Here is a 25,011-nt window from a genome sequence, read left to right as displayed (position 1 = left end):
CCTCCGTCGCTTCCCTCGGCGCCTACTCCGCGACCGGCCGGGCCCGGTTCACCACCGAGGCCAGATCCAGACTGTGCGGCAGCGTCCCGAACGCCGTGCCCCAGTCCCCGCCCAGCCGCGACGCGCAGAACGCGTCGGAAACCTCCGGCGGCGCCCACCGCACCAGCAGCGACCCCTGGAGCACCAGCGCCATCCGCTCCACAAGACGCCGCGCCCGCGCCTCGATCCCTCCAGGTCCGCCAGCTCGGTCAGCAGGTCCTTGATCGCCGCGTCCAGCCGGTGATCGGCCCCGCGCGCCTTCCCGACCTCCCGCAGGAACGCGTCCAGCGCCTGCGGCTCCCGCTGGAGCGCCCGCAGCACATCCAGCGCCTGTACGTTGCCCGAGCCCTCCCAGATCGAGTTGAGCGGCGCCTCACGGAGCAGCCGGGGCATCCCCGACTCCTCGACGTACCCGTTGCCGCCCAGGCACTCCAGCGCCTCGCCGACGACCGGCGTGCACCGCTTGGTGACCCAGTACTTCGCGGCGGGCACCGCGATCCGCAGGAAGGCCCGCTCCTCCTCGGTGTCCGTGTCGTACGCCGAGGCCAGCCGCATCGCCAGGACGGTCGCCGCCTCCGACTCCAGCGCCAGATCGGCCAGGACGTTGCGCATCAGCGGCTTGTCGATCAGCAGCCCGCCGAACGCGGAGCGATAGGTGGCGTGGTGGACGGCCTGCGCCACCGCCTGCCGCATCAGCGCCGCCGAACCCACCACGCAGTCCAGCCGGGTGGCCGCCACCATCTCGATGATGGTGCGTACTCCGCGCCCCTCCTCGCCGACCCGGCGGGCCCAGGTCCCGTCGAACTCGACCTCGCTGGAGGCGTTGGACTTGTTGCCCAGCTTGTCCTTCAGCCGCTGGATCGCGAACACGTTGCGCGTACCGTCGGGCAGCACCCGCGGCACCAGGAAGCACGTCAGCCCGCCCGGCGCCTGCGCCAGCACGAGGAACCCGTCCGACATCGGCGCCGAACAGAACCACTTGTGCCCGGTGAGCAGATACTCGCCCTCCCCGGACAGCGGCTCCGCCCGGGTCGTGTTGGACCGTACGTCGGTGCCGCCCTGCTTCTCCGTCATGCCCATCCCGAAGAGCACCCCGGCCTTCTCCTGCGCGGGCCGCAGCCCCTCCTCGTAGACGTACGAGGTCAGCCGCGGCTCCCACTCGGCGGCCAGCACCGGGTCGGTCCGCAGCGCGGGCACCGCGGCGTGCGTCATCGAGAGCGGGCAGCCGTGGCCCGCCTCCGCCTGCGTCCAGACCAGGAACCCGGCCGCACGCCGCACATGACCGGCCGGCCGGCCCCAGGCGTCGGTCAGCCCGGCGGCGACAGCATGGCCCAGGAGCCGGTGCCAGGACGGATGGAACTCCACTTCGTCGATCCGGTGCCCATACCGGTCATGGGTGCGCAGAACGGGCGGATGCTCGTTGGCCTGCGCACCCCACTCCTGAGCCTGAGCCGAACCCGCCGACTGCCCGAGCGTGCTGAGTTCCTCCCGCGCCGCGGGCAGGACGCCCGGTTCGATGTGCCGCTCGACGGCCTCGGACAGGGCCCGGTCCGCGGCGAAGACGTCATAGCCGACCAGCGGCGGAACCTGATTGGTCACTGTGTGGGTGGTGGCTGCCATGCCGATACGGTAAGGAGGTGCAGGCAGCAAATGAAACACCCGAGCGGCCACCGGGCCGGCTCCACCGGGCCCGAGTCCTCTACCGCAACGTCTCCAAGCGGCGGATGGCATGGCAGTTGCTCAAGGACACCGTCAACTCGTGCATCGAGTACCGGATCCTCGGGCTGGCGGCCGAGGCGGCCTTCTTCACCCTGCTCTCCCTGCCGCCGCTGCTGCTCGGTCTCATCGGACTGCTCGGTTACGTGGACGAGTGGACGACCACCACCACGGTCGCCTCCATCGAGCGGAACATCCTCTCGGCCTCGCAGACCGTGCTCTCCGAGCGCGGGGTCAACGACTTCGCCAAACCGCTGCTGGCCGACGTCACCACCGGCGCCCGCCCCGACGTCATCTCCATCGGCTTCGCCATCGCCCTGTGGTCCGGCTCCCGCGCGGTGAATGTCTTCATCGACACCATCACCGTCATGTACGGCCTCGACGGCCACCGCGGCATCGTCAAGACCCGCCTGCTCGCCTTCCTGCTGTACGTCGTCGCCCTGCTGCTGGGCGCGGTGGTGCTGCCGCTGCTCGTCGTCGGCCCCGACCGGGTCGTCGAGTTCGTGCCCTGGGGCACCGAGGTCATCGCCGTCCTCTACTGGCCGCTGGTCATATTGCTGACGATCGCGTTCCTCACCACGCTCTACCACGTGTCCGTCCCCGTCCGTTCGCCCTGGATCGAGGACGTCCCCGGGGCGCTCGTGGCGCTCGGGATGTGGGTGCTCGGCAGCTTCCTGCTCCGGATCTACCTCACGAACACCGTCGAAGGCCCCACGATCTACGGCTCCTTGGCGGCACCCATCGCCGTCCTGCTCTGGATCGGCATCTCCGCCTTCGCCGTCCTGGTCGGCGCCGCGGTCAACGCGGCCATCGACCACGTGTGGCCCTCGCTCGCCACCGCCGCCGCCCGCGAGGCCACCGAACGCGTCCGGGCCGCGCAGGCCGCCGAGTTCGTCGCCCGCACCCGCCCGGCCGCCTACGACGGGGCCGACGACGACGAGGACGAGGACGACGGCCCGGCGTACATGCCCTCGGAGTTCCCCGAGCGCTGGTCCCGCTTCCTGCCGCCCGACGACGTCAAGTCGCGGCTCCAGTCGACCTGGGAGAAGGAACCGAAGGGCAGCAAGGCGGGCAAGGAGTCGGGGCACTCCACGAACGACTCCGGACCGCCGTCTCCCTGAGCCTGTTCGCACCCCTCCGCGCTAGCGTGGAGACATGCCCCAGGAACAGCAGCGCTACCGGGAACGGCCCTCCCGCCTGCCCGGTGCCGTCGTCTGGACCTGGGACGCCCCCGACCACCCGCCGCACAAGCCCCGCTCCGTCCTGCCCGACGGGTGCATGGACCTGATCTGGACCGGCGGCCGGATCGTCGTCGCCGGGCCGGACACCCACGCCTTCCAGGTGGAACCCCAGAACCGGGCCTCCTGCGCCGCGATCCGCCTCGCCCCCGGCACCGCCCCCGTACTCCTCGGCGTACCGGCGCACGAGCTGCGCGACCACCGGGCCGACCTCACCGACCTCTGGCCCTCGGCAGCCGTACGCCGGCTCACCGACCGGATCGACCGGGCCCCCGACCCCGCGGCGGCCCTGGAACGGTTCGCCCTGGACCGCATCGCCGACACCGGGCCCCCGGACCCGCGTACGGTCGCCGTCGCCGAAGGCCTGCGCCGAGGCGGTACGGTCGCGGCGACGGCGGCGGAGGCCGGGCTCGGCGCCCGCCAGCTCCACCGCCGCTCCCTGGCCGCCTTCGGCTACGGCCCCAAGATGCTCGCCCGCATCCTCCGCCTCCAGCGCGCCCTGGAGCTCATCCGCACCGGCCTCCCGTACGCCGAAGCGGCCTGCACGGCAGGCTGTACCGACCAGGCCCACCTCGCCCGGGAGATGCGCGACCTGGCCGGAACGACCCTCGGGGCCTACTTCGCGCCGGAGGCAGGCGACTCGGAGGCGGCGGCGAACAGCGAGACCCCGCAGCCGTCCGGATCCAGCACCACCGCGTAACGCTGCCCCCACACCGCGTCCCACGGCTTCAGATGCCCCGCGTACCCAACACCGGTGAGCTCCGCGTACAGCGCGTCCACCTCCGCCGGGCTGTCGCAGACGAACGCCAGCCCCAGCCGCTCCCCGCCCGCCGGGCGCTCCCAGCTCGGGTCGAACGAGAGGATGACGTCCTCGGTGTCCCACAGCAGCCGCTGCCCGCCCGGCAGGACCACCTCCACATGCGGGGCGGACTCCGCCCCGGCCGGGATGTCGAGGCCGAGCCTGCGGTAGAAGGCGAGCGAGGCCGCCAGGTCGGCCGTGATGATGCTGATCGCGTCGAGTCGTGGAGTCATGGAACGACCGTAGCCACCGGGCCTCCCCACGGTCTTGTACGAATCGGACGCACGCGTCCGCCAGGGGTCACCCCCAGCAGTCACCCACCGACGTCCCCGCATCCGTCAGCGCCAGCCCCAGATCCGCCCGCTCGGTCACCCACCGCGTCGGCCGGTGGCGCGGATCGCCCGTCGTCGCGTGCAGCGCCCGCTGGAGCTCCAGCAGCCGGGGAGCCCCGATCCGCTCGCCCCAGGCCAGCGGCCCGGCCGGATAGCCGAGCCCGGTCGTCACCGCCAGGTCGATGTCGGCCGGGGTGGCGAGCGACCGCTCCGCGATCGAGGCACCCACCGCGACGATCGACGACAGCAGCCGCTGCGCGACGGAGCCCGCCGTGTCCCGCACCACCGTCACGGCGTGCGGCTCACCGCCCGCCGCCCGCGCCAGCACCGCCCGCGCGTCCCGGGCCGCCGCAGGACCGGTGGCGGCCGTCACCGCCAGGACCCGCCGCCGCCCGGCCGCGGGCAGCACCTCCACGCCCACCGTCCGCTCCGCCGGCAGCCCGCCCGCCCGGATCGCCCCGGACACCGTCGTCCCCCAGACCGGCACCAGCACCAGCGCCTCGGCCGAGGGCCCCTCGCCCCGCTCGACCCGGACCCCGGCCGCCTCCAGCGCACCGGCCAGGGCCTCCACGTACGACGCGGTCTCCCCGCACCCGCTCACGGCCAGGAACACCGGCCGGTCCCCGTCCCCGTTCACCGCCGGTTCCGGAGCCGGTCCCTCGGCGCCGTCCCCGTACGCGTACCAGCCCTGCCCGGTCTTGCGGCCGTGCAGCCCCGCCACCACCCGGTTCGGTGTGAGGTACGAAGGCCGGAGCCGGTCCTCGTACCGGAAGCCCTGCCAGATCGAGTCGATCACCGCGGCCGTGACATCCAGCCCGGTCAGGTCCATCAGCTCGAACGGGCCCATCCGCAGCCCCAGCACGTCCCGCGCGATCCGGTCGATGTCCGCGGGCCCCGCCACCGACTCCTCCAGCATCGCCAGCGCCTCCGTCACCAGCCCGCGCCCCGCGTGGTTGACGAGAAAGCCGGGGGAGTCGGCCACGGTCACCGCCCGGTGCCCGCACCCCTCCACCAGCTCGGTCAGCAGCGCCGGGATCTCCGGGCGGGTCGCCGCCCCCGGCACCACCTCCACGATCCGCATCAGCGGCACCGGGTTGAAGAAGTGCAGCCCGGCCAGGCGCGACGGGTCCTGGAGGGTCGCCGCGATCCGGGTCACCGACAGGGACGAGGTGTTGGTCGCGAAGACGGCGGAGGACGGCAGCGCCCGCTCCAGCTTCCCGAACACCTCGGCCTTGGTCTCCAGGTCCTCCCGTACGGCCTCGATGACCAGCTCCACGTCCGGCCCGGCCGCCCACGGGTCGCTCAGCGGCACCAGCCGCGCCACGGTCGCGTCCCGGCCGGCGGCGGACATCCGGCCCTTGGCCACCGCCCGGTCCAGCATCGAGACGACGAACTCCACGGCGTCCGTCACCGCTTCGGCCCGTACGTCGCCCAGCTCCACGGTGTGTCCCGCGCTCGCCGCCCACTGGGCGATGCCGCGGCCCATGGCCCCGGCTCCGACGATCCTGATACGCATGGCAGTTGGGGCCCTTTCGGCGGAGACGGTCTTGAAGAGGGTGTCAGCGGAGGTCAGCAGAGGTCAGCGGAGGTAGACACGGCCGGGGTCGACATCGTCGCGCAGGAGTCGCAGCTCAGCACCGGTGGGCGGCTCCACCGTCGTCACCGTGTCGGCCACCTTCAGCTCCCAGCCGGTCGCGGCCCGCACCTGCTCGACGGTGACCCCGGGGTGCACGGCGACCAGCCGCAGCTCGTCGCCGACGCCGTCCCGGGCGAGGATGCCCAGCTCGGTGATGACCCGGGTGACGCCGGTACCGAGCGGGCGGATGCCGTCGGCGAGCGCCCGGTCGGGACCGGGCGTCGTACAGAAGTCGAGCTCTTCGGCGAAGGAGCGAGGAGTGTGGCGGCGCATCACGACGAAGACCTCCCGGGCGTTGGCCATCACCTCGACCGCGCCCCCGGAGCCCGGCAGCCGTACCGACGGGCGCTCCCACTCCCCGATCACGGAGGTGTTGAGGTTGCCCCACCGGTCGATCTGCGCGGCCCCCAGGAAGCCGACGTCGATGTGGCCGCCCTGGAGCACCGCGCCGAACAGCGCGGGCATCGACAGCACCGCCTCGGCGCCCGTGATCAGCACGGCGTCCGCGATGGTCTCCGGCAGACGGGACGGATGGGCCCCGCAGACCCCGGACTCGTACACCACCTCGATCTCCGGCGCGACGGTCAGATGCGCCAGCTCGGCGGCGAGCGTCGGCAGCCCGATCCCCGCGAACACGGTCCGGCGGCCCGCCAGTTCCCGCGCGGCGACGACGGAGAGCAGCTCGGAGGAGGTGACGGCCCCCGCACCCTGCGTGCGCTCCTTGCTCACAGCCGCCTCCCGTAGTCGACCTGCCCGCTCAGCGCCTCGCCCACCGCGAGCCCCGCCCAGAACTCCTCGCCGAGCTTCGCCACGTACGCCGCGTGGTCGGCGGTCCCGTACACCCACTCCTCCAGCCAGTCCGCCAGCCGCACCGGGTCCTTGCTGATCGCGGACCAGGCCCGGTAGAAGGCGTTGTCCCGGTCGTAGTACCCCTGCGCGAACGACGGATGCGCCCCGCGCGGGCAGACGACCACCGCGTCGACCGCGTGCGCGGGGACGAGGGTGCGGTTCGGATCCGCGCGGACCACCTCGTCCGCCACCAGCTCCTCCACCACCACAACCGCCTTCTCCGCCGCGTACACCGCCTCGGCCTGGATGCCGGTGAGCCCCCAGATCTGGGTGTTGCCCCGGCGGTCGGCGCGCTGGGCGTGGATGAACGTCACATCCGGGTTGACGGGCGGCACGACATAGATCTGCTCGGCGGTCCCGTCGGCGGCCGGGTAAGGCGAAGTGACTTTACGTATCCCCGGATTGACCGACGGCAGATCGCTGCCCGCGTACGATCGCAGCGGGTAGAACGGCAGCCGCTGTGCACCGGCCAGGTAGCGGCAGACCATCCCGTAGTGGCTGTACTCCTCGTACGCCAGCGGCTCGGGATCGGCGTGCTCGATACGGCGCCGCAGCTCACCGAGCGAACCGGCGGAGGAGTTCCCCACGAAGGAGGAGACCAGCCGCGTCACGCACCCGGCGGCCAGCATCTGGTCCACCACGATGTCCGCCGTCATCCGCACGACCGTGAGATCGCGGCGGCCCTGCCGGATGATCTCGTGCCCGGCGGCGGTCGGGATGAGATGGGTGAACCCTTCGAGGCTCACGGTGTCCCCGTCGTGGACGAAGGCGGCCACGGCCTCCCGCATCGACATGACCTTGCCGGCCGCTGTCCGGTCCACGCGTCTCCTCACCGTGCCTCTCCGACGGCCCCACGGTGTCAGCGCCCATTGATGGCTGTCCAATACCGAATTAAGGTCGTATCAAGACGCCAGGAGTATCAATGACAGGAGGGGGTGGCCGTATGGAACTGCGCCACCTGAACGCCTTCCTCGCCGTGGCCGAGGAACTGCACTTCGGCCGGGCCGCCAAGCGGCTCCAGATGGCCCAGCCGCCGCTGAGCCAGCAGATCCGCCAGCTGGAGCGGGAGCTCGGCGTCCAGCTCTTCCACCGCAACACCCGCTCGGTCCGGCTCACCAGCGCGGGGGAGTCCTTCCTCGAACCCGTACGGACCGTCCTCGACGACCTGGACACCGCCGTACGGGCCGCGAGATCGGCGGGAATCGGCGAGTACGGCCGGGTCACCATCGGCTTCGCCGGGGCCTCCAGCCACGAGACGCTGCCCCAGCTCACCCGCGCCGTCCGCGCCGCCCACCCCGGGCTCGAACTCGTCATGACCGGCCAGACGTACGCCAACACCGCCCTGGCCCGGGTCGCGGACGGCTCGCTCGACCTCGGCTTCGTCCGGCTGCCGGTGACCCGGCCCGGCGTCGCCCACCGGGTGATCGACGAGGAGGAGCTGGTCTGCGCCCTGCCCTCCGACCACCCGCTCGCCCGGCGGGAGGCCGTCCCGCTCCACGTCCTCGCCGGCGAACCGTTCGTCTCCTTCCCCGCCAACTCCGGCTCCACCGTCCGCGACGCCATGACCGAGGCCTGCGAGAGCGCCGGGTTCACCCCGCGCGTCGTCCAGGAGGCCCCCGACTCGTACACGATCCTCGCCCTGGTCGCCGCCGGCGTCGGCGTCACCCTCACGGTCACCTCCGTCCAGCACATCCAGCAGAACGGCCTGGTCTACCGCCCGCTCGCCGGCCCTCCCATCCGCCTCCGCGCCGCTCTCGCCTGGCGCGCCGACAACCCCTCCGCCGCCCTGCGCGCGGTGCTCGCCGTGGCGGAGGACGCCCTGCCGACACCCTGATTGAGACGTACGGTCTCTCAATCCACCGCACATTGATATTGGACCGACTCAGTGCCGCGATGCGAAGGTCACTACACCGCCCGCACGCACCCGCGCGTACCGCCACCACCGCCCCCGGAAAGGCCCCGCCGTGCCGCTCGAAGTCGTCATCTGCGAACCGCTGCGCACCCCCATCGGCCGCTTCGGCGGAGCGTTCGCGCAGCAGACACCGGCCTCGCTCGCCGCGCACGTCGTCGCCGAGGTCGTCGCCCGCACGGGCATCGACCCCGACCGGGTCGACGAGGTGATCCTCGGCCACGCCTACCCGTCCAGCGAGGCCCCCGCCATCGGCCGGGTCGCCGCCCTGGACGCCGGGCTGCCCCCCACCGTCACCGGCACCCAGATCGACCGCCGCTGCGGCTCCGGGCTCCAGGCGGTCCTGGACGCGGCCATGCAGATCCAGGCCGGGTTCAGCGAGGTCGTCATCGCCGGCGGGGTCGACGTCATGAGCGCCGCGCCCTACTACACCCACGACGGACGCTGGGGCATCAAGGGCCCCGGCCTCCAGCTCCACGACTCCCTCGCCCGGGGCCGGGTCACCGCCGGAGGCATCCACCACCCGGTCCCCGGCGGCATGATCGAGACGGCGGAGAACCTGCGCCGGGAGTACGGGATCAGCCGCGCCGACCAGGACGCCCTGGCACTGCGCTCCCAGCAGCGGGCGGCCACCGCCACCGCCGAGGGCCGGTACGCGGCGGAGACCGTCCCCGTCACCGTCACCACCCGCAAGGGCGAGACCACCGTCACCGCAGACGAGCACCCCCGCCCCGACACCACCGCCGAACAACTCGCCGCGCTCCGACCGGTGATGGTGAAGTCCGACCCGGAGGCCACCGTCACGGCGGGCAACGCCAGCGGCCAGAACGACGCGGCCGCCGCCTGCCTGGTCACCAGCGCCGAGACGGCGGAGCGCCTCGGCCTCACCCCGCTCGTCCGCCTGGTCGCCTGCGCCCGCGCGGGCGTCCCCGCCGCGACGATGGGCATCGCCCCCGTCGCCGCCACCCGTACGGCACTGGAGCGCGCCGGCCTCACCCTCGCCGACCTCGACCTGATCGAGCTGAACGAGGCGTTCGCCGCCCAGGTCCTCGCCTGTACCAGGGAGCTGGGCCTCGGCGCCACCGACCACGAGCAGCGGATCAACGTCAACGGCTCGGGCATCTCGCTCGGCCACCCGGTCGGCGCCACCGGAGCCCGCATCCTCGCCACCCTCACCCGCGAACTCCACCGCCGCGAGGGCCGCTACGGACTGGAGACGATGTGCATCGGCGGCGGCCAGGCCCTCGCCGCCGTCTTCGAACGCGTCACGCCGTGACACCGGCCCCCGGCTGCTCGTACAGGTAGTGCCGCGTCCCCGCCAGCACCCCGCGGAACCAGACGTCCACCTCCTCCTGCCCCATGGCCGCCCAGTCGGGGGTCTCCTCCACCTGCGCCCGGCCCATGCGACGCCCCAGCTCCACCAGGTGGGCTCCAGCCGCCGTACGTTCGTCCGCGTACCGCTCCAGCGCAGCGCCGACCGTCGGCTCATCCCGGAGCACCCGCTCCAGGCAGAGCGCGTCCTGCAACGCCTTGACCGCACCGCTGGCCGTATGCGGCCGGCTCACCCCTGCCGCGTCCCCGGCGAGCAGCAGCGGAGCCCGGGCGGCCCGGGGGACCTGGACATCGGTGACCGGATGGCGGGCCGTCGTCCGGTGCGTTCCGTGGCCGACGATCTCCGCCCACGCCGCCGGGAAGTGCTCCTTGGCCAACTCGCGTACGTACGGCCCCGGATCGGCATCCGCCTCCGGGGAGGCGGGCGGACGGCCGTAGATGGCGTACGCGAGCAGCCGGCCGCCCGCTCCGGGGTGCCGTGAGCCGCCGGGGATCAGATAGAAGATCCCGTGCCCGCCCGGGAACCCGATCGTCACCCACGCACCGCGCAGCAGCTCCAGCTCGCGGGGGTGGTCCGCCAGCGCGCTCAGCGGAATCGCGCCGCGCCAGACCAGATAGCCGGCCGGCTCCGGAGTCAGCCCCGGAGCGAGCAACTGCCGGGTGCGCGAGGCGTGTCCGTCGGCCCCCACCACGATGTCGTACGGCTCCGAACCCCGAGCGGTGGTGACCACCGCCCGCCCGTCGGGGCCCTCGCCGACCGAGGTCACGGGCTCTCCCCGCAGATACCGCACCGCACCCGCACTCGCGCTCGCGCGCAACGACCGCCACAGCAGACCCCAGTTGCACGGCGTCACGGGGGAGGACTGGCGGGCCAGCTCCCGCGTCGAACGTCCGCCCGGCTCCCGGGTCAGCCAGACCCGCGTCGCCACCGGAGCCGTCTCCATCCGCGCGTCCAGATAGCCGGATGCGACCAGTTCCCGGTGGAGCGGTGGCGGGATCACGATGCCGAAGCCCCGGTCCTGGAGCTCGGCGCCGCTCCGCTCGTACACGGTGACGTCCGCCCCGGCCCGGGAGCCCGCGACGCCGGCCGCGCATCCGGCGATGCTGCCGCCGACCACCCCGATACGTAACGCTGTTGCTGCTGCCATGCTCCGACCCCTTTCCCCTGCCCTGCGTCCCTTGACATCTCGCACCCCGGTTCCGGGCGCGCGAAAGGTCCGGCCGGACAGTCCCCGCTGTCCGGCCGGACCTCGTCTCCGCGGCGGGTGGGTATCAGTCCCGCGCGTTACGGGTGCGGCGCATCAGCACCGACCCGCCCAGCAGCAGCGCGGCGCTCGCGCCGGCCGCCAGGCCGAGACCGGCCGCACCGGTGTCGGCCAGGCCCGGGGTCTCGGAGCCGGGGGTGTGCGTACCCGGAGTGTTCGGACCGGGGTTGTTCGATCCGGGGGTGTCGGTGGGCGGCTGCTCGGCCGGGGGCTCGTCGACCGGCGGCTCGTCGACGGGCGGCTCCTGGGTCGGCGGCTCGTCGACCGGGGGCTCCTCCGTGGGCGGCTCGTCCACCGGCGGCTCCTCGGTCGGGGGCTCGTCGACCGGAGGCTCCTCGGTGGGCGGCTCCTCGGTCGGGGGCTCCTCCGTGGGCGGCTCCTCGGTGGGCGGCTCCTCCGTGGGGGGCTCCTCGGTCGGGGGCTCCTCGGTGGGCGGCTCCTCGCCCGGCGGCTCGGTGGGCGGGTACTCGTCCTTCGGGCCGCTCACGTTCGCGCACTTGTTGCCGAAGACCGGGTTGAGCGCGCCGACCACGTTCACGGTGTTGCCGCACACGTTCAGCGGCACGTGGACCGGGGCCTGCACGAGGTTGCCCGAGAGCACCCCGGGGGAGCCGACCGCCGCGCCCTCGGCACTGGCACCGCCCGTGCGGTTACCGCCCTGACCGTTCCCGTAACCGTCGTCGTGGCCGCTGGAGCTCACGTTCGCGCAGGAGTTGCCGAACGCGGGGTTCAACAGGGCGATCACATTGACGGTGTTGCCGCACGCGTTGACCGGGATGTGCACCGGCGCCTGCACGGCATTGCCCGAACCGACCCCCGGCGAACCGACGGCAGCGCCCTCGGCCGAGGAGTCGGCGTGCGCCGCGCCGCCGGCCGCGGCCAGGAGGCCCGACGCGGCCGCCATGACGATCATGCTCTTATTCAAGGCCTGTCGCATTACTTGCCCTTCCTTAGGACATTCGCGAAACATTCGCGTGGGTGCTTCGCGCGCGGAGCCGTCGGGTGGTGCCGCTGTCGTGACGGACCCCCGGATCCCCGCGGGAAGCCATGGAGAAAGTCGATACACGCGCGCTGGACGATTGCCCTAACGATCGAAGGCCGGGCGGGAAACTTGGGTCGCCGTGGAAATTGTGTAATCACCCGAACGGATGGATTGGATGAACCGTCCCCTGGCCCCGCCGCTGTTGAAGGGAAACGATTCAGCCCCAACTTTCCGTTCGGTGAGCGGTGTTGACCTCGCCCGGGGTGGTGCGGCGATGGGTGCGGGGTGAGCGGGTGGCGGGCGCAGGTCGACCCGTTCGGGCGAACGCGCGCGGTGCCGCGGACGCAATTTCTTCACGAACACATGGTCGTGCGAACAGAGGCAGTGTTAGAGGCGCGCGCGAGCGTGGGCCGGTCGCACTCCCGCGCAGTGCGCCCCCGTGCCCGGCATTCGGGTGAATGCACGGAACCAAACACCCGGCACCGAGTTGATCAGAGCGCTCCGCCACGGGGCGACCGGTACGAGAAGGGTTAATCGTGATCAAGAAGGTTCTGGCTACGGGCGCTGTCGCTGCCTCCATCCTCGGGCTCGGCTCGACGCAGGCCATGGCGATCGCCAACGATGGCGGTACCACGACGGTCAACGGCAACGGCGCTTCGCAGTCGTACGGCAACTCGGAGACCCACGGTGACTGGAGCCCGCAGTTCGCGCTGATCCAGGGCTCGCTCAACAAGCCCTGCATCGCCCTGCCGGCCAAGGCCAACCTCGGTTCGCTCATCGGCCTGGTGCCGATCACGGTCCAGGACATCAACGTCCTGTCCTCGCCGCAGAACCAGCAGTGCACCGAGAACTCCACCCAGGCCAAGGGTGACGAGGCCCTGTCGCACATCCTGGAGGACATCCCGATCCTCTCCGGCAACGGCACCGGCAACGGCTGATCAGCAGCCGCTCTACTCGGGCCCGGGCCATCGGCGTTCCTCCACCGAGCGGCCCGGGCCCGTCGCTCTCCCGGGAATGCGGCATCGTTTCTTCAGCCTTTTTCGCCGCATTCCCTGCCGTACGCCTCCATGGCCGTTGCGGCATTCGGGCGGATATCTGGAAATCTGCCCGTGGAACAGTTTCGAACCCGGATGTTCATCGTTACGTAGGACAGCGCCGGAGTCCCGAGCGATCAGGATCTGCTCGGGCGGGCACGACAGTCGTGACCGCACCGGACTCCGCCGAGGAAAGGGACAAAAAGTGAAGTACACCAAGGTTGCCGCAGTCGCCGCCGGAACGCTCATGGCGATGGGTGCCGCTGCGCCGGCCATGGCCGACTCGGGTGCCGAGGCCATCGCCGCGGGCTCCCCGGGCGTGCTGTCCGGCAACATCGTGCAGGTCCCGGTGCACATCCCGGTCAACGTCTGCGGTAACACCGTCAACGTGATCGGCCTGCTGAACCCGGCCTTCGGCAACACCTGCATCAACGCGTGAACAACCGGTCCGGGCTTTCGATGCCCGGACCGGCCAGGCCCCGGACGGCATCGGCCGCCCGGGGCCTTTTGCGTCGAAGAAAGTCGCACGGGCGCAGTTTCCCGTACGCGGCCTGATCGTTATCCCGGGGGAAAGCGGCAGAAGTCACAGGTAAAGAAAGCTTGTGTGCGGCACGGAGACGTGACCGAAGCAGACGCCGCGCAGAAGGGAACCAGAAAAGTGAAGTACGCGAAGACCGCCGCACTCGTTGTCGGTTCCGTGGCTGCCCTGGGAACGGCCGCTCCCGCCTTCGCCGTTACTACCCCCACGGCCCCCAGCTTCAGCCTCGACAGCGGCCTCAACCAGGTGATGGCCAGTGCCCCGCAGGTCGTCGACCCGGTCGTCGGCGCGGTCGCCGAGACCGCCGAGACGGTCTCCGAGGACGGCACGGTCGGCAAGCTGGCGGGCCAGGCGACGGGTGTGGCCGAGGGCGCCGCTCCGCTGCTCGGTGGAGTTCCCCTCGGCGGCTGACCGCTGTGGCACGACCGTCCCCCCTGGTTCCTTCCTCGACCCGTATCACTCCTCAGAAGGGCTCTTTCATGTTCAAGAAGATCATGGCTTCGGCGGCGGTTGCCGTCTCGGTCGTCGGTGTCTCCGCTGCGGCCGCCCCGTCCGCCATGGCGATCGCCAACGACGGCGGCACCACCACGGTCAACGGCAACGGTGCCTCGCAGGCCTACGGCAACTCCGAGACCCACGGTGACTGGAGCCCGCAGTTCGCGCTGATCCAGGGTTCGCTCAACAAGCCCTGCATCGCCCTGCCGGCCAAGGCCAACCTCGGTTCGCTCATCGGCCTGGTGCCGATCTCGGTCCAGGACATCAACGTCCTGTCCTCGCCGCAGAACCAGCAGTGCACCGAGAACTCCACCCAGGCCAAGGGTGACGAGGCCCTGTCGCACCTGCTGAACGACATCCCGATCCTCTCGGGCAACGGTGCCGGCAACAACTGAGACCGGGTAGCTCCGGCCCGCACCGCGTGACCCGCGTGGGGCCGGTCCATCCGTACGGCGACCGTTCTTCGCCGGACCGGACGGACCGGCCCTTCGTCGTGTGCCGGCGCCTCCGGACGGGGCACCCGGTTGGGCCGGATGCCGTAGCCCCGGCTGACGATCCGGGCCGGGCCGGGTAGGGCCTCTGCATGGATCCGTACGACAGTCAGACCTCGCAGAGCGCAGAGCCGTGGCCCGCCCCGGGCTCCACCCCGATCTACGACCGGCTAGTCGCCGAGTGGCGGGCGGCCGGGCATGACCACCCGCCGGCCGGACCCCGTCAGGAGCCCGGCCCCCGCCGCAGTGGCGGATTCGTACCGGCGGCCCGCACCCCGGACGACGCCTCCGGCGGCTGAGGCTTGGGGGGACTGGGCAGTGGCGTCGACCTTGCGCCGGATCGAACCCATTTGAGTGGTACTGCGCAACCGATCGGGACCCCCGGCAGTTGATCAGTACGTTCCACAACGGGACGCTCCGAAAGGTGAAGTTGATGAAGAAGATGATGGCCGGCGCCGCAGTGGCCGTGTCCCTGCTCGGCCTGTCCGCAGTCGCGGCTCCCACGGCCATGGCGATCGGCAACGACGGTGGCACCACCACCGTCAACGGCAACGGTGCCGAGTCGGAGATCGGCAACGCCGAGACCGAGGGCGACTGGAGCCCGCAGAACCAGCTCGTCCAGGGCACCCTGAACAAGCTCTGCGTCGGCCTGCCCGCCAAGGTCAACGTCGGTTCGCTCATCGGCCTCGTGCCGATCACGGTCCAGGACATCAACGTCCTGTCCAACCCGCAGAACCAGCAGTGCACCGACAACTCCACCCAGGCGAAGGGCGACGAGCCGCTGTCGCACATCCTGGACGACATCCCGGTCCTCTCGGGCAACGGCGTCGGCAACAACTGACGCGACGCAGCCTGACGTTCCGAGCGCGGGCGGTCCGGGGGTCACTCCCGGGGCCGCCCGCCCTCGTTGTCACGGCACCGCCCGGCGCGGCACCGGGACACGGGGGAGGGCCGGCCGGAGGATCAGCCGAGGGAGCGGACCGGGAGCAGGCAGTGGGCGGCGGAGCGGACGACCTCCTCGTTGGCCGCGAAGGCCCGCAGCTGGTCCTCGCTGACCGGCTGCCCCGGAACGGCCTGTGGCCACGGGGTCGTGGCGAACATGCCGTACACCTGGCCCTGGCCCAGCGCGGCCGCGAGCCACTCCGCGGGGGCCGGGTACTGCGCCTTGAGGTGAGGCATCGTCAGCACGGCCTGGCCCGCCTGGACGAGGAGCTTCGCCTGGATGCCCGGGGCCTCGGCCGCGTCCTGGATCGGGCCGCCGACCTGGAGGCCCGCCCGCCCCAGTGCGATGCGCAGCGCGTTGCTGCCGGCCTCCGGTCCGTCCTGCCCGTCGCCCAGCGAGTAGGCGAGGAGGTAGGCGGTGTCCTGGTCGGCGTCGGGCTGCCGGCTGCTCCAGCCGATCAGGATCTGGGTGCCCAACTGGGCCGGTGTGAACGTGCCGGAGGAGGTCTGAGGTGTCGTCATGACCGGCACCCTAACGGCCACGGACCGGTCGGTATGCATGCGTATCACCCGATCGTGGGAGATCGCGGGTATCAGGCAGATCGCCGGGCGACTTCGGTGCGGGCGCCGGAAAATCCGTTGACGCCGCCGGGAGCGGCGGGGCTAAGCTCTGCCGCGTAAGAACCCAGGTAATCGGGACCCGAGGAATCAGGAGGTGAGGACATTGATGACTGTCGTTGTGGTGGGCACTGCCCACAACCAGAAGAGCATCGTTCTCACCCCCGTGGCCACCGGCTGACCCACTTCACACATCTCCCGCGCCGAGAGCGCGGTGCCGGGGCCACCCTGTGAAGGGTTTCCCTTGTCTTTCTCGTTTCTTCCGGTTCCGTCCTCCTCGCACCCGCTGGCTCCTTACGGCTGGGACCACGACTGGGCGGCCGCCTTCTCCCCCTGTGCCGAGCAGGGTCTCGTCCCGGGGCGTGTCGTGCGGGTGGACCGCGGTCAGTGCGACGTGATCACCCCCGACGGCCCGGTCCGGGCCGACACCGCGTTCGTGGTGCCGCGCGACCCGATGCGGATCGTCTGCACCGGTGACTGGGTGGCGCTCGACGCGGACGGCGATCCGCGGTTCGTCCGTAAGCTGCTGCCGCGCCGGACCGCCTTCGTCCGCTCGACCTCCTCGGAACGGTCCGAGGGCCAGGTGCTCGCCACCAACATCGACCACATCGTCATCTGCGTCTCGCTCGCCGTCGAGCTGGACCTCGGGCGGATCGAGCGCTTCCTCGCGCTCGCCCTGTCCAGCTCCGAGGGCGCCGCACTGCTGGGCGGCGGATACGGCCCCGGGGAGCACCGGCCGGAGCCGATCGTGCTGCTCACCAAGGCCGACCTGGTGCCCGACGCGGTCACCCTGTCCCACCTCGTCCAGGACATCGAGGCCATCGCGCCCGGCGTCCAGGTGTACCCCGTCAGCTCCACCACCGGTGAGGGGCTCGACGTGCTCGGCGCCGTCGTCTCCGGCGGTACGAGCGTGCTCCTCGGCATCTCCGGCGCCGGCAAGTCCACCCTGGCCAACACCCTGCTCGGCCGGGACGAGATGGAGGTGCGGGCGGCCCGGGACGTCGACGGCAAGGGCCGGCACACCACGACCACCCGCAACCTCCTCGTCCTGCCGCAGGGGGGCGTCCTCATCGACACCCCCGGGCTGCGCGGGGTCGGCCTCTTCGACGCCGGGACCGGGGTCGGCGAGCTCTTCGCCGAGATCGAGGAGCTGGCGGCCCGCTGCCGGTTCCACGACTGCGGCCACGTGAGCGAGCCCGGGTGCGCGGTCCTCGGCGCGCTGGAGGACGGCACCCTGCCCGACCGGCGGCTGGAGAGCTACCGCAAGCTGCTGCGGGAGAACCAGCGGATCGTCGCCAAGACCGACGCCCGGGTCCGCTCGGAGATCCGCAAGGACTGGAAGCGCAAGGGCGCCGAGGGGCGCGCGGCCGGGCTGGCCAAGCGCGGGGGCCGGGTCCGGTAGCCTGCCGGGCCGTAGGTTCGACGTCCGAAAACCGCGAGTGCGGCAGCGGCGGCTGCCGCACACTGGACGGTGTGATGGACGAACGGACCAGGTACGAGGCGGTGAGCAGCCGCGACGCACGGTTCGACGGCGCGTTCTTCTTCGCCGTCGTGACCACCGGCATCTACTGCCGGCCGAGCTGCCCCGCCGTCACCCCCAAACGCGCCAACGTGCGCTTCTACCCGACGGCGGCGGCCGCCCAGGCGGGTGGCTTCCGGGCCTGCCGGCGGTGCCGCCCCGACGCCGTGCCCGGCTCGGCCGAGTGGAACGTCCGCGCCGATGTCGTCGGCCGCGCCATGCGGATGATCGGCGACGGGGTGGTGGACCGCGAAGGCGTCCCCGGCCTCGCCGGGCGGCTCGGCTACAGCGCCCGGCAGGTCCAGCGCCAGCTCAACGCCGAGCTGGGCGCCGGGCCCGTCGCGCTCGCCCGCGCCCAGCGCTCCCACACCGCCCGGGTGCTCCTCCAGACCACCGGCCTGCCGGTCACCGAGATCGCCTTCGCGGCCGGGTTCGCCAGCGTGCGGCAGTTCAACGACACCATCCGCCGGATCTACGCCCGCACCCCCAGCGCCCTGCGCGCGGAGGCCGGGACCGGGCTCGGCGGGGGCCGGGCCACCGGGCTGCGGGCCGGGATCCCGCTGCGGCTCGCTCATCGGGGCCCGTACGCCGCCGGTGCCGTCTTCGACCTGCTGGGGGAGGGGGCCGTGGACCGGGTCGAGGAGATGGCCGGGGAGCCGGGGCGCCGCACCTACCGGCGTACGCTGCGGCTGCCGTACGGGACGGGGATCGCCGCCCTCGACGAGGGATCGCCCGGACCGTGGCTGGAGGCCCGGATCCACCTCACCGACCTGCGCGACCTGACCACCGCCGTACAGCGGTTGCGGCGCCTGTTCGACCTGGACGCCGATCCGTACGCCGTCGACGAGGCCCTGGCCACCGACCCTCGGCTCGCCCCGCTGGTCGCCGCCCGCCCCGGGCTGCGTTCGCCGGGCGCGGCGGACCCGGAGGAGGAGGCCGTACGGGCGCTGGTGGGGCGGGAGCGGGCGGCCGAGCTGGTCGAGCGGTACGGGAAGGTGCTGGACGTGCCGTGCGGCGCGCTCACCCATGTGTTCCCGGAGCCGGGCGTGCTGGCCGCGGCCGTCACCGATCCCGCCCTGCGGACCCTGGCCGCCGCGCTCGCCGACGGGGAGCTGCGGCTGGACGCGGGGGCCGACCGGGAGGAGGCGGAGCGGGCGCTCGGCACGCTGCCCGGGGTGGACCGGCGGACCGCCGCGCTGATCCGGATGCGGGCGCTCGGGGATCCGGATGTCGACCCGTACGGGACAGCGGGGGCCGAGCGGTGGCGGCCGTGGCGTTCGTACGCCGTACGCCATCTGGAGACGGCCGCCCGTCAGCCCCAGATCAGCGCGCCCAGCCAGGCGCCCGCCACCAGCAGGCACGCGAAGAGCTCCACCAGCACCGCGTAGCCCGTCGCCCGCATCACCGAGCGCACCGACGTCCAGCCCGCGCCACGGCTGCCCAGCCGCAGCCGCTCCGCCCCGTAGATCGCCCCCACGAACCCGGCGATGCCGCCGACCACGGGCACCACGAAGAAGCCCACGATCCCGGCGACCCCGCCGATCATCAGCGTCCGGCGGGGCGCGCCCGACTCACCCGGGCGGCGCGGCGGCAGCAGCGGCTTCAGCGCCTGGTTCAACAGCATGAGGGCCGTTGCGCCGATCAGGACGCCCCAGGCCGTCGGGGTCATGTCCGTCAGCGCCCACCACAGCACCGCCGCCCAGACGATCGCCTGGCCCGGCACGCCCGGTACCAGGACCCCGACCAGGCCCAGCAGCATGACCAGGCCCACGCCGACGAGCTGCCACACACCCATTCGCCCAGCCTGCCGGAGAGCGCACGGCTCCGCGCGTCAGCGCACGCCCGCGACCTGCGCCGACGAGGGCGGCCCGGGCGGAGCGGAACGGGCGACCCAGCCCCGCTCGTACGCGTGCCAGCCCAGCTGGAGCCGGGTGGAGACCCCGGTCAGCTCCATCAGCCCCTTGACCCGGCGCTGCACGGTCCGCAGCCCCAGCTCCAGCTGCTTGGCCACGCTGGCGTCGGTCAGCCCGGCCAGCAGCAGCGACAGGATCTCCAGATCGGTCGGGTCGGGTCCGACGCCGTCCTCACGTACACCGATGTCGCCCTCACCCAGCCGCAGCGGCATGGCCTCCCGCCACACCGCCTCGAACAGGCCCATGAGCGACTCCAGCAGCCCGCTGGCGTGCACGACCAGTGCGGCTGGCTCGGCGCCCCGCCCGGTCAGCGGCACCATCGCCGTGGTCCCGTCGGCGATCACCAGCTTCGTCGGCACCCGGTCGACCACCCGGCACTGCTCGTCCCGGCTCAGCGCGGCCGACAGCTCCAGGATCCCCGAGGGCAGCGACAGCACCTCGCGCTCGACGACCACCCGGTAGACCACCCCGCGCGAGGCGGCCCGCTCCTCGGACTCGTTCTCCATGCCGGTCACCGCGATCGGCTTGCCGGTGACCAGGGCGCACACCTCGGTCGCCGCGCCCAGCTGCAACTGGTGGAAGCGCTGGGCGACCGCCGCCGAGCCGGTCACCACCTCCACCAGATCGTGCACCTCGGGCTCGCTCGCCTCCGCCCGGTACTCCGCGGCCAGCAGCGCGGACGCCAGCTCCGCCTGCTCCAGCTCGTGGCGCTGCTGGATCAGCAGGGCCCCCAGCGCCACGCCCGGCGGGGCCGCCACCCAGCGGCCCGGGCGGGCCGAGGACTGCGCGGCCAGACCCTGCTGCTCCAGCCGCCGCAGCACCCGCTCGGCGTCCGCCTCCGCGAGGGACAGCCGGTGCGCGAGATCGGAGAGTTCCGCCGCTCCCGCCGCCACCAGCGCCCGGTACGCGGCTTCCTGCCTCTCGTCGAGACCTAGTGCCCCCAGCATCTCCCCGACCCTCCCCGGTGTGGTGATCGCGCGTCGCAGCGCCCGTTCCGGCCGGTTCGTCGTGGCGGAAAAGGGCCACGGCGTAAACCCGCCGCGCACATCATCCCCTGTACCCCTGGTCCCTCTGCCAGTCTTGCGCCACTCCAGTACCGGCGAAGTACCAGCGAAGTTACCGGCGACCTGCACATCCGATGATCACACCGACCGGTCCGCCGGGCGTCCTTCCCGTGGGGGGTGGGGCCGCCCGGCGGACCTCATGTGCGAGCCACTTTTTCCTGATGTCCCGTTTTCGGGCGGCCTTCGCGGTGGACAATAAGGGCATGAGTCAGCAGGGGGAGAAGCCCGCCGCCCATGAGGACGACTGGTGGCGGAAGCTGTACGACGAGACCGCGCCGGACACCGGTCCGAGCAGTGCGCCCGACAGCCTCGACGACCGCTTCGACTCCGTGTCGGACACGGTGAGTGAGGCGGTGGAGCCGGAGTCGGAGCGGGAGCCGGAGCCGTTGCCGTTGCCGGAGGTGAGACCGGATCCCCGCACAGCCTGGGACCCCTACCGCGAGCAGGCGCCACCGTCCGAAGAGCCGGAGCGAAAGTTGGAGCCGGAGCGGGAGCCGGAGCCGGAGCGGGAGCCGGAGCCGGTCGTCACTCAGGCGGCCGTCCCCGGTCCCCGTAACACCGTCTTTCCCGCTCCCTGGGAAGCCCCCGCCGGTCCGCCCGGCCCCCGCACCTTCGCCGTGCCGAAGCCGCCCCAGCCCGAGCCGCCGCCCGCGCCGCTCACCCCGCCCGCCGCCGGACCCGCCACCGCGCCCGACCCCGTCGCCCTGCACGAACTCCCCCCGGACTGGGCCGCGAGCGACGCACCGGCCGATGGCGGCGGCGGGGCCCGGCCCCTCATCGACCATCTGGGGGACCGGCCGCCCACCTATGACGCCGAGCCCGCCGCCCTGCCCGCCGCCACCTCGGAGAACCTGGACGCCCTGGTCCCCGACACCGTGCTGGACGGCGCCCGGTACGGGACGTACACCCTGCGGGCCGCCTCCGTGCGGGGCGACTCCGCCCGGTTCCGCGGCGAGCCCCGGCGCGACGCGCTGCTCACCGCCCGGTTCGGGGCCGCCGAGAGCGCGCTTGTGCTCGTCGCCGTGGCCGGGGGCGTACGGGGCGGCGAGGGGGCGCATCTCGCGGCGGCCGACGCCTGCCGGTGGATCGGCGGCGCGGTGGCCCGCAGCCACGCCCGGCTCTCCGAGGACATAAGGGCGGGCCGCCGGGCCGACCTGAAGTCCGGGCTGCACCGGCTCACCGACCGGACGTACGGCAAGCTCCGGGCCCGGGCCGCCGAACTCGGCGTGGAACCGGGGGAGTACACCACCAGCCTGCGGTGCCTGCTGCTCTCCGCCGACCCCGACTGCCGTACCCGGGTCTTCTTCGGCGTCGGCAGCGGCGGCCTGTTCCGGCTCCGGGAGGGGCTCTGGCAGGACCTGGAGCCCGTGATTCCGGAGGAGGCCGCGTCCGGGGTGAGCGAGGCGGGGCCGGACGGCGACCGGCTGACCATGGACCTCCAGATCACCACGCCCCCGTCCCCGTACAGCGACGGCCCCGCCCCGCCGCCCGCCGAACTCTTCCGGTTCCGGGCCTCCGTGGCCCGCCCGGGCGACACCCTGCTGCTGTGCAGCAACGGGTTCGCCGAGCCGATGCGCGACGAACCGGAGCTTCCCGACGAGCTTGCCGAGCGCTGGGGGCCGCCGGGGCCGCCCGGGCTGCCCGCCTTCCTCGCCGACACCCAGCTCCGCATCAAGGGGTACGCCGACGACCGCACGTGCGCGGCCGTCTGGGAGGCGTAACCGCCCACGCCATGGGTTGATGGATTCCGGAGGCCGCACGTCCGGCCGACGTTTCGGCCTCCGGAGTCCGGACAACCGACAGTGCACGGAGCACGGGGCAAGGGAAGGGCGCGCACCCATGGCCAAGCAGAACGTGGCGGAGCAGTTCGTCGACATCCTCGCCAGGGCGGGCGTCAAGCGCCTGTACGGCGTCGTCGGCGACAGCCTGAACCCCGTGGTGGACGCCATTCGGCGTAACTCGGCCATCGACTGGATCCATGTCCGGCACGAGGAGACCGCCGCCTTCGCGGCCGGTGCCGAGGCCCAGGTCACCGGGAACCTGGCGGCCTGCGCCGGCTCCTGCGGGCCGGGCAACCTGCACCTCATCAACGGCCTGTACGACGCGCACCGCTCGATGGCCCCGGTCCTCGCCCTCGCCTCGCACATCCCCTCCAGCGAGATCGGGCTCGGCTACTTCCAGGAGACCCATCCCGAGCTGCTCTTCCAGGAGTGCAGCCACTACAACGAGATGATCTCCAACCCGGAGCAGATGCCGCGTCTCCTCCAGACGGCGATCCAGCACGCCATCGGCCAGGGCGGCGTCAGCGTCGTGACGATGCCGGGAGACATCGCCTCCAAGACCGCGCCCGAGAAGACCGCCGAGCACGCCCTCGTCACCTCACGGCCGACCGTACGGCCCGGCGACGACGAGATCGACAAGCTCTGCCGGATGGTGGACGAGGCCAAGCGGGTGACGCTGTTCTGCGGCAGCGGCACCGCGGGCGCGCACGCCGAGGTGATGGAGTTCGCCGAGAAGGTGAAGTCCCCGGTCGGGCACGCGCTGCGGGGCAAGGAGTGGATCCAGTACGACAACCCGTACGACGTCGGCATGAGCGGGCTGCTCGGCTACGGCGCCGCCTACGAGGCGACCCACGAGTGCGACCTGCTGATCCTGCTCGGCACGGATTTCCCGTACAACGCGTTCCTCCCGGATGACGTGAAGATCGTCCAGGTCGATGTGCGGCCCGAACACCTCGGCCGACGCTCCAAGCTGGACCTCGCGGTGTGGGGCGATGTGCGGGAGACGCTGCGCTGTCTGACACCCCGGGTGAAGCCCAAGAACGACCGCAAGTTCCTCGACCGGATGTTGAAGAAGCACGCCGACGCGCTGGAGGGTGTCGTCAAGGCGTACACCCGCAAGGTGGAGAAGCACACCCCGATCCATCCCGAGTACGTCGCCTCCGTCCTCGATGACATGGCGGACGAGGATGCCGTGTTCACCGTCGACACCGGAATGAACAACGTGTGGGCCGCCCGCTATCTGACGCCCAACGGCAAGCGGCGGGTGATCGGTTCGTTCAGTCACGGCTCGATGGCCAACGCGTTGCCGCAGGCGATCGGAGCGCAGTTCGTCGACCGCGAGCGGCAGGTCGTGGCGATGTCGGGCGACGGCGGATTCTCCATGCTGATGGGCGACTTCCTCACCCTCGTCCAGTACGACCTGCCGGTGAAGGTGGTCCTCTTCAACAACTCCTCGCTCGGCATGGTGGAGTTGGAGATGATGGTCGGCGGGCTGCCCGCCTACGGCACCACCAACAAGAACCCCGACTTCGCGGCCGTGGCCCGCGCCTGCGGGGCGTACGGGGTGCGGGTCGAGAAGCCCAAGCAGCTGCAGAGCGCGCTGAAGGACGCCTTCAAGCACAAGGGTCCCGCGCTCGTCGATGTGGTGACCGACCCCAACGCGCTCTCCATCCCGCCGAAGATCAAGGCCGACATGGTCACCGGCTTCGCGCTCTCGGCGAGCAAGGTCGTCCTGGACGGCGGCGTGGGCCGGATGCTCCAGATGGCCCGCTCCAACCTCCGTAACGTGCCCCGCCCTTGACGCCCTCCCCGCTCCTGGTGCGCCCCCGGCGCTGCCCGGAGCGCCCCTGACGGCGTGCACGGGACGACGTATCCTCGTGCGCCCCCCGCTGCCTCTGCCTGTGCCCTTCCCGCCGGACCCGGCAAGCGTGACCGTGTGCGTACAGGGGCATGCATCCCGTGAGGCCGTTCGACGGACGGCCGGGACGAAGGAGGTCTGATCGCTGTGCGGGCGGGGGAAACGGTGAAGCGGCAGAAGAGGTCCCAGGCCGGCGAGGGGCGCGGCCCGCAGGGGCGGAGACCGGGTGGGACGGCGCAGCAGCCGGCCCGGATGCGCCGCAGGGTCGGCCATACGGAACGGTCGGCGGTGGGGGAAGTCCGGCGCGAGCTGCGGGAGTTCCTGCGACATCGCTCCGGCCCCGAACAGGTGGAGGCGGCGGAGCTGCTGCTGAGCGAGCTGGTGACCAACGCGCTGATCCACACCCGGCACGGGGCCGTGGTCACCGCGACGGCGACGCCCGCGGCGCTCCGGGTGGAGGTGCAGGACTTCGAGGCGGACCTGCCCGCGCCGTACGTACCGAACGCCGACGACGGTACGCACGGCAGGGGGCTCATCCTGGTGCGGAGTCTGGCCGACGCCTGGGGGGTCGAGGCGCGGGCCCTGGGCAAGGTGGTCTGGTTCGAGCTGCGCGGTGAGAGCGCCTGAACCTTGCCGGCCCTCAGGACGGCTGTCGAGGCCT

General features: G+C 72.4%; 24 protein-coding genes and 1 pseudogene. 15 read left to right on the top strand and 10 right to left on the bottom strand.

Translation table 11 applies throughout. The features are described from left to right. Nucleotides 1-22: 22 nt before the first annotated feature. A pseudogene (locus R2B67_RS05525) lies at nt 23-1,659 on the bottom strand (acyl-CoA dehydrogenase family protein). Nucleotides 1,660-1,676: 17 nt separating this feature from the next. On the opposite strand from R2B67_RS05525, the gene R2B67_RS05520 reads away from it, so the two are divergent. After that, on the top strand, nt 1,677-2,876 hold the full coding sequence (locus tag R2B67_RS05520) for a YihY/virulence factor BrkB family protein (protein ID WP_317816700.1): 1,200 nt from the start codon (nt 1,677-1,679) through the stop codon (nt 2,874-2,876). Between the two features lie 34 nt (nt 2,877-2,910). Then, nucleotides 2,911-3,693 (top strand): DUF6597 domain-containing transcriptional factor, encoded by a 783-nt coding sequence (locus tag R2B67_RS05515; RefSeq protein WP_317816699.1) that lies wholly within the window; start codon nt 2,911-2,913, stop codon nt 3,691-3,693. Here R2B67_RS05515 and R2B67_RS05510 read toward each other — a convergent pair. The 4 genes from R2B67_RS05510 to R2B67_RS05495 all read right to left on the bottom strand — a co-directional run bounded on the left by R2B67_RS05510 (nt 3,609) and on the right by R2B67_RS05495 (nt 7,430). Further along, nucleotides 3,609-4,025 (bottom strand): VOC family protein, encoded by a 417-nt coding sequence (locus R2B67_RS05510; protein ID WP_317816698.1) that lies wholly within the window; start codon nt 4,023-4,025, stop codon nt 3,609-3,611. The two genes, R2B67_RS05515 and R2B67_RS05510, sit on opposite strands and share 85 nt — an antisense overlap. A gap of 67 nt (nt 4,026-4,092) precedes the next feature. Next, complete coding sequence (locus R2B67_RS05505) at nt 4,093-5,640, bottom strand: 3-hydroxyacyl-CoA dehydrogenase (RefSeq protein ID WP_317816697.1); 1,548 nt, start codon at nt 5,638-5,640, stop codon at nt 4,093-4,095. Between the two features lie 63 nt (nt 5,641-5,703). After that, complete coding sequence (locus tag R2B67_RS05500) at nt 5,704-6,489, bottom strand: CoA-transferase subunit beta (protein ID WP_317816696.1); 786 nt, start codon at nt 6,487-6,489, stop codon at nt 5,704-5,706. Next, nucleotides 6,486-7,430, bottom strand: a complete 945-nt coding sequence (locus R2B67_RS05495; RefSeq protein ID WP_317816695.1) for a CoA transferase subunit A — start codon at nt 7,428-7,430, stop codon at nt 6,486-6,488. The genes R2B67_RS05500 and R2B67_RS05495 overlap by 4 nt, the downstream gene beginning before the upstream one ends. A 122-nt stretch (nt 7,431-7,552) precedes the next feature. Here R2B67_RS05495 and R2B67_RS05490 point away from each other — a divergent pair, with 122 nt between their 5' ends. Both R2B67_RS05490 and R2B67_RS05485 read left to right on the top strand, forming a co-directional pair. Then, on the top strand, nt 7,553-8,443 hold the full coding sequence (locus R2B67_RS05490) for a LysR family transcriptional regulator (RefSeq protein ID WP_317816694.1): 891 nt from the start codon (nt 7,553-7,555) through the stop codon (nt 8,441-8,443). Between the two features lie 130 nt (nt 8,444-8,573). Next, nucleotides 8,574-9,794 carry an acetyl-CoA C-acetyltransferase gene (locus R2B67_RS05485; protein WP_317816693.1) on the top strand — a complete coding sequence of 407 codons (1,221 nt, stop codon included), beginning with the start codon at nt 8,574-8,576 and terminating at the stop codon, nt 9,792-9,794. Here R2B67_RS05485 and R2B67_RS05480 read toward each other — a convergent pair. After that, complete coding sequence (locus R2B67_RS05480; protein WP_317816692.1) at nt 9,784-10,998, bottom strand: FAD-dependent monooxygenase; 1,215 nt, start codon at nt 10,996-10,998, stop codon at nt 9,784-9,786. The genes R2B67_RS05485 and R2B67_RS05480 overlap by 11 nt on opposite strands. A 124-nt stretch (nt 10,999-11,122) precedes the next feature. Then, on the bottom strand, nt 11,123-12,052 hold the full coding sequence (locus R2B67_RS05475) for a chaplin (RefSeq protein ID WP_109980138.1): 930 nt from the start codon (nt 12,050-12,052) through the stop codon (nt 11,123-11,125). Between the two features lie 581 nt (nt 12,053-12,633). On the opposite strand from R2B67_RS05475, the gene R2B67_RS05470 reads away from it, so the two are divergent. The 6 genes from R2B67_RS05470 (at nt 12,634) to R2B67_RS05445 (ending at nt 15,496) form a co-directional block, all read left to right on the top strand. Further along, nucleotides 12,634-13,035: a rodlin gene (locus R2B67_RS05470; protein WP_018514625.1), complete on the top strand. Its 402-nt coding sequence runs from the start codon at nt 12,634-12,636 to the stop codon at nt 13,033-13,035. Nucleotides 13,036-13,336: 301 nt separating this feature from the next. Further along, nucleotides 13,337-13,570: a chaplin gene (locus tag R2B67_RS05465; RefSeq protein ID WP_018514626.1), complete on the top strand. Its 234-nt coding sequence runs from the start codon at nt 13,337-13,339 to the stop codon at nt 13,568-13,570. 219 nt (nt 13,571-13,789) lie between these two features. Further along, nucleotides 13,790-14,080: a hypothetical protein gene (locus R2B67_RS05460; RefSeq protein WP_018514627.1), complete on the top strand. Its 291-nt coding sequence runs from the start codon at nt 13,790-13,792 to the stop codon at nt 14,078-14,080. A 68-nt stretch (nt 14,081-14,148) separates the two neighbouring features. Next, nucleotides 14,149-14,559, top strand: a complete 411-nt coding sequence (locus tag R2B67_RS05455) for a rodlin (RefSeq protein ID WP_018514628.1) — start codon at nt 14,149-14,151, stop codon at nt 14,557-14,559. Nucleotides 14,560-14,747: 188 nt separating this feature from the next. Then, nucleotides 14,748-14,954, top strand: coding sequence for a hypothetical protein (locus R2B67_RS05450; RefSeq protein ID WP_317816691.1), 207 nt, complete (start codon nt 14,748-14,750; stop codon nt 14,952-14,954). A gap of 134 nt (nt 14,955-15,088) precedes the next feature. After that, nucleotides 15,089-15,496 (top strand): rodlin, encoded by a 408-nt coding sequence (locus R2B67_RS05445; protein WP_018514630.1) that lies wholly within the window; start codon nt 15,089-15,091, stop codon nt 15,494-15,496. A gap of 122 nt (nt 15,497-15,618) precedes the next feature. On the opposite strand, the gene R2B67_RS05440 is transcribed toward R2B67_RS05445, so the two are convergent. Continuing rightward, nucleotides 15,619-16,119, bottom strand: a complete 501-nt coding sequence (locus R2B67_RS05440) for a DUF5949 family protein (RefSeq protein WP_018514631.1) — start codon at nt 16,117-16,119, stop codon at nt 15,619-15,621. A gap of 340 nt (nt 16,120-16,459) precedes the next feature. Between R2B67_RS05440 and rsgA the strand changes: the two genes are divergently transcribed. Beyond that, the gene (gene rsgA / locus R2B67_RS05435; RefSeq protein WP_317816690.1) at nt 16,460-17,617 is read left to right on the top strand and encodes a ribosome small subunit-dependent GTPase A; all 1,158 of its coding nucleotides are present in this window, start codon (nt 16,460-16,462) and stop codon (nt 17,615-17,617) included. A gap of 74 nt (nt 17,618-17,691) precedes the next feature. After that, the gene (locus tag R2B67_RS05430; protein WP_317824783.1) at nt 17,692-19,122 is read left to right on the top strand and encodes a DNA-3-methyladenine glycosylase 2 family protein; all 1,431 of its coding nucleotides are present in this window, start codon (nt 17,692-17,694) and stop codon (nt 19,120-19,122) included. On the opposite strand, the gene R2B67_RS05425 is transcribed toward R2B67_RS05430, so the two are convergent. Both R2B67_RS05425 and R2B67_RS05420 read right to left on the bottom strand, forming a co-directional pair. Further along, on the bottom strand, nt 19,047-19,529 hold the full coding sequence (locus R2B67_RS05425; RefSeq protein WP_317816689.1) for a DUF456 domain-containing protein: 483 nt from the start codon (nt 19,527-19,529) through the stop codon (nt 19,047-19,049). The genes R2B67_RS05430 and R2B67_RS05425 overlap by 76 nt on opposite strands. 36 nt (nt 19,530-19,565) lie before the next feature. Then, nucleotides 19,566-20,594, bottom strand: coding sequence for a helix-turn-helix domain-containing protein (locus tag R2B67_RS05420; RefSeq protein ID WP_317816688.1), 1,029 nt, complete (start codon nt 20,592-20,594; stop codon nt 19,566-19,568). Nucleotides 20,595-20,914: 320 nt separating this feature from the next. On the opposite strand from R2B67_RS05420, the gene R2B67_RS05415 reads away from it, so the two are divergent. The 3 genes from R2B67_RS05415 (at nt 20,915) to R2B67_RS05405 (ending at nt 24,977) form a co-directional block, all read left to right on the top strand. Continuing rightward, nucleotides 20,915-22,432, top strand: coding sequence for a protein phosphatase 2C domain-containing protein (locus tag R2B67_RS05415; RefSeq protein ID WP_317816687.1), 1,518 nt, complete (start codon nt 20,915-20,917; stop codon nt 22,430-22,432). Between the two features lie 118 nt (nt 22,433-22,550). Further along, complete coding sequence (locus R2B67_RS05410; protein ID WP_317816686.1) at nt 22,551-24,293, top strand: pyruvate dehydrogenase; 1,743 nt, start codon at nt 22,551-22,553, stop codon at nt 24,291-24,293. Between the two features lie 309 nt (nt 24,294-24,602). Continuing rightward, complete coding sequence (locus tag R2B67_RS05405; protein ID WP_030562419.1) at nt 24,603-24,977, top strand: ATP-binding protein; 375 nt, start codon at nt 24,603-24,605, stop codon at nt 24,975-24,977. Nucleotides 24,978-25,011: the final 34 nt, after the last annotated feature.

The organism is Streptomyces cyaneofuscatus (assembly GCF_033109485.1).
GTDB classification, from domain to species: Bacteria; Actinomycetota; Actinomycetes; order Streptomycetales; family Streptomycetaceae; genus Streptomyces; species Streptomyces cyaneofuscatus.
Note: the sequence above shows the minus strand (reverse complement) of the source record. Positions and strands in the feature narration are given on the sequence as shown.

Excerpts from the sequence above, each read along its gene's own strand:
- R2B67_RS05515 (WP_317816699.1), top strand. The coding sequence starts at position 2,911 with ATGCCCCAGGAACAGCAGCGCTACCGGGAACGGCCCTCCCGCCTGCCC.
- R2B67_RS05510 (WP_317816698.1), bottom strand. The coding sequence starts at position 4,025 with ATGACTCCACGACTCGACGCGATCAGCATCATCACGGCCGACCTGGCG.
- R2B67_RS05505 (WP_317816697.1), bottom strand. The coding sequence starts at position 5,640 with ATGCGTATCAGGATCGTCGGAGCCGGGGCCATGGGCCGCGGCATCGCC.
- R2B67_RS05490 (WP_317816694.1), top strand. The coding sequence starts at position 7,553 with ATGGAACTGCGCCACCTGAACGCCTTCCTCGCCGTGGCCGAGGAACTG.
- R2B67_RS05480 (WP_317816692.1), bottom strand. The coding sequence starts at position 10,998 with ATGGCAGCAGCAACAGCGTTACGTATCGGGGTGGTCGGCGGCAGCATC.
- R2B67_RS05475 (WP_109980138.1), bottom strand. The coding sequence starts at position 12,052 with ATGCGACAGGCCTTGAATAAGAGCATGATCGTCATGGCGGCCGCGTCG.
- R2B67_RS05455 (WP_018514628.1), top strand. The coding sequence starts at position 14,149 with ATGTTCAAGAAGATCATGGCTTCGGCGGCGGTTGCCGTCTCGGTCGTC.
- R2B67_RS05450 (WP_317816691.1), top strand. The coding sequence starts at position 14,748 with ATGGATCCGTACGACAGTCAGACCTCGCAGAGCGCAGAGCCGTGGCCC.
- R2B67_RS05445 (WP_018514630.1), top strand. The coding sequence starts at position 15,089 with ATGAAGAAGATGATGGCCGGCGCCGCAGTGGCCGTGTCCCTGCTCGGC.
- R2B67_RS05440 (WP_018514631.1), bottom strand. The coding sequence starts at position 16,119 with ATGACGACACCTCAGACCTCCTCCGGCACGTTCACACCGGCCCAGTTG.
- R2B67_RS05430 (WP_317824783.1), top strand. The coding sequence starts at position 17,692 with ATGGACGAACGGACCAGGTACGAGGCGGTGAGCAGCCGCGACGCACGG.
- R2B67_RS05425 (WP_317816689.1), bottom strand. The coding sequence starts at position 19,529 with ATGGGTGTGTGGCAGCTCGTCGGCGTGGGCCTGGTCATGCTGCTGGGC.
- R2B67_RS05420 (WP_317816688.1), bottom strand. The coding sequence starts at position 20,594 with ATGCTGGGGGCACTAGGTCTCGACGAGAGGCAGGAAGCCGCGTACCGG.
- R2B67_RS05415 (WP_317816687.1), top strand. The coding sequence starts at position 20,915 with ATGAGTCAGCAGGGGGAGAAGCCCGCCGCCCATGAGGACGACTGGTGG.
- R2B67_RS05410 (WP_317816686.1), top strand. The coding sequence starts at position 22,551 with ATGGCCAAGCAGAACGTGGCGGAGCAGTTCGTCGACATCCTCGCCAGG.
- R2B67_RS05405 (WP_030562419.1), top strand. The coding sequence starts at position 24,603 with ATGCGCCGCAGGGTCGGCCATACGGAACGGTCGGCGGTGGGGGAAGTC.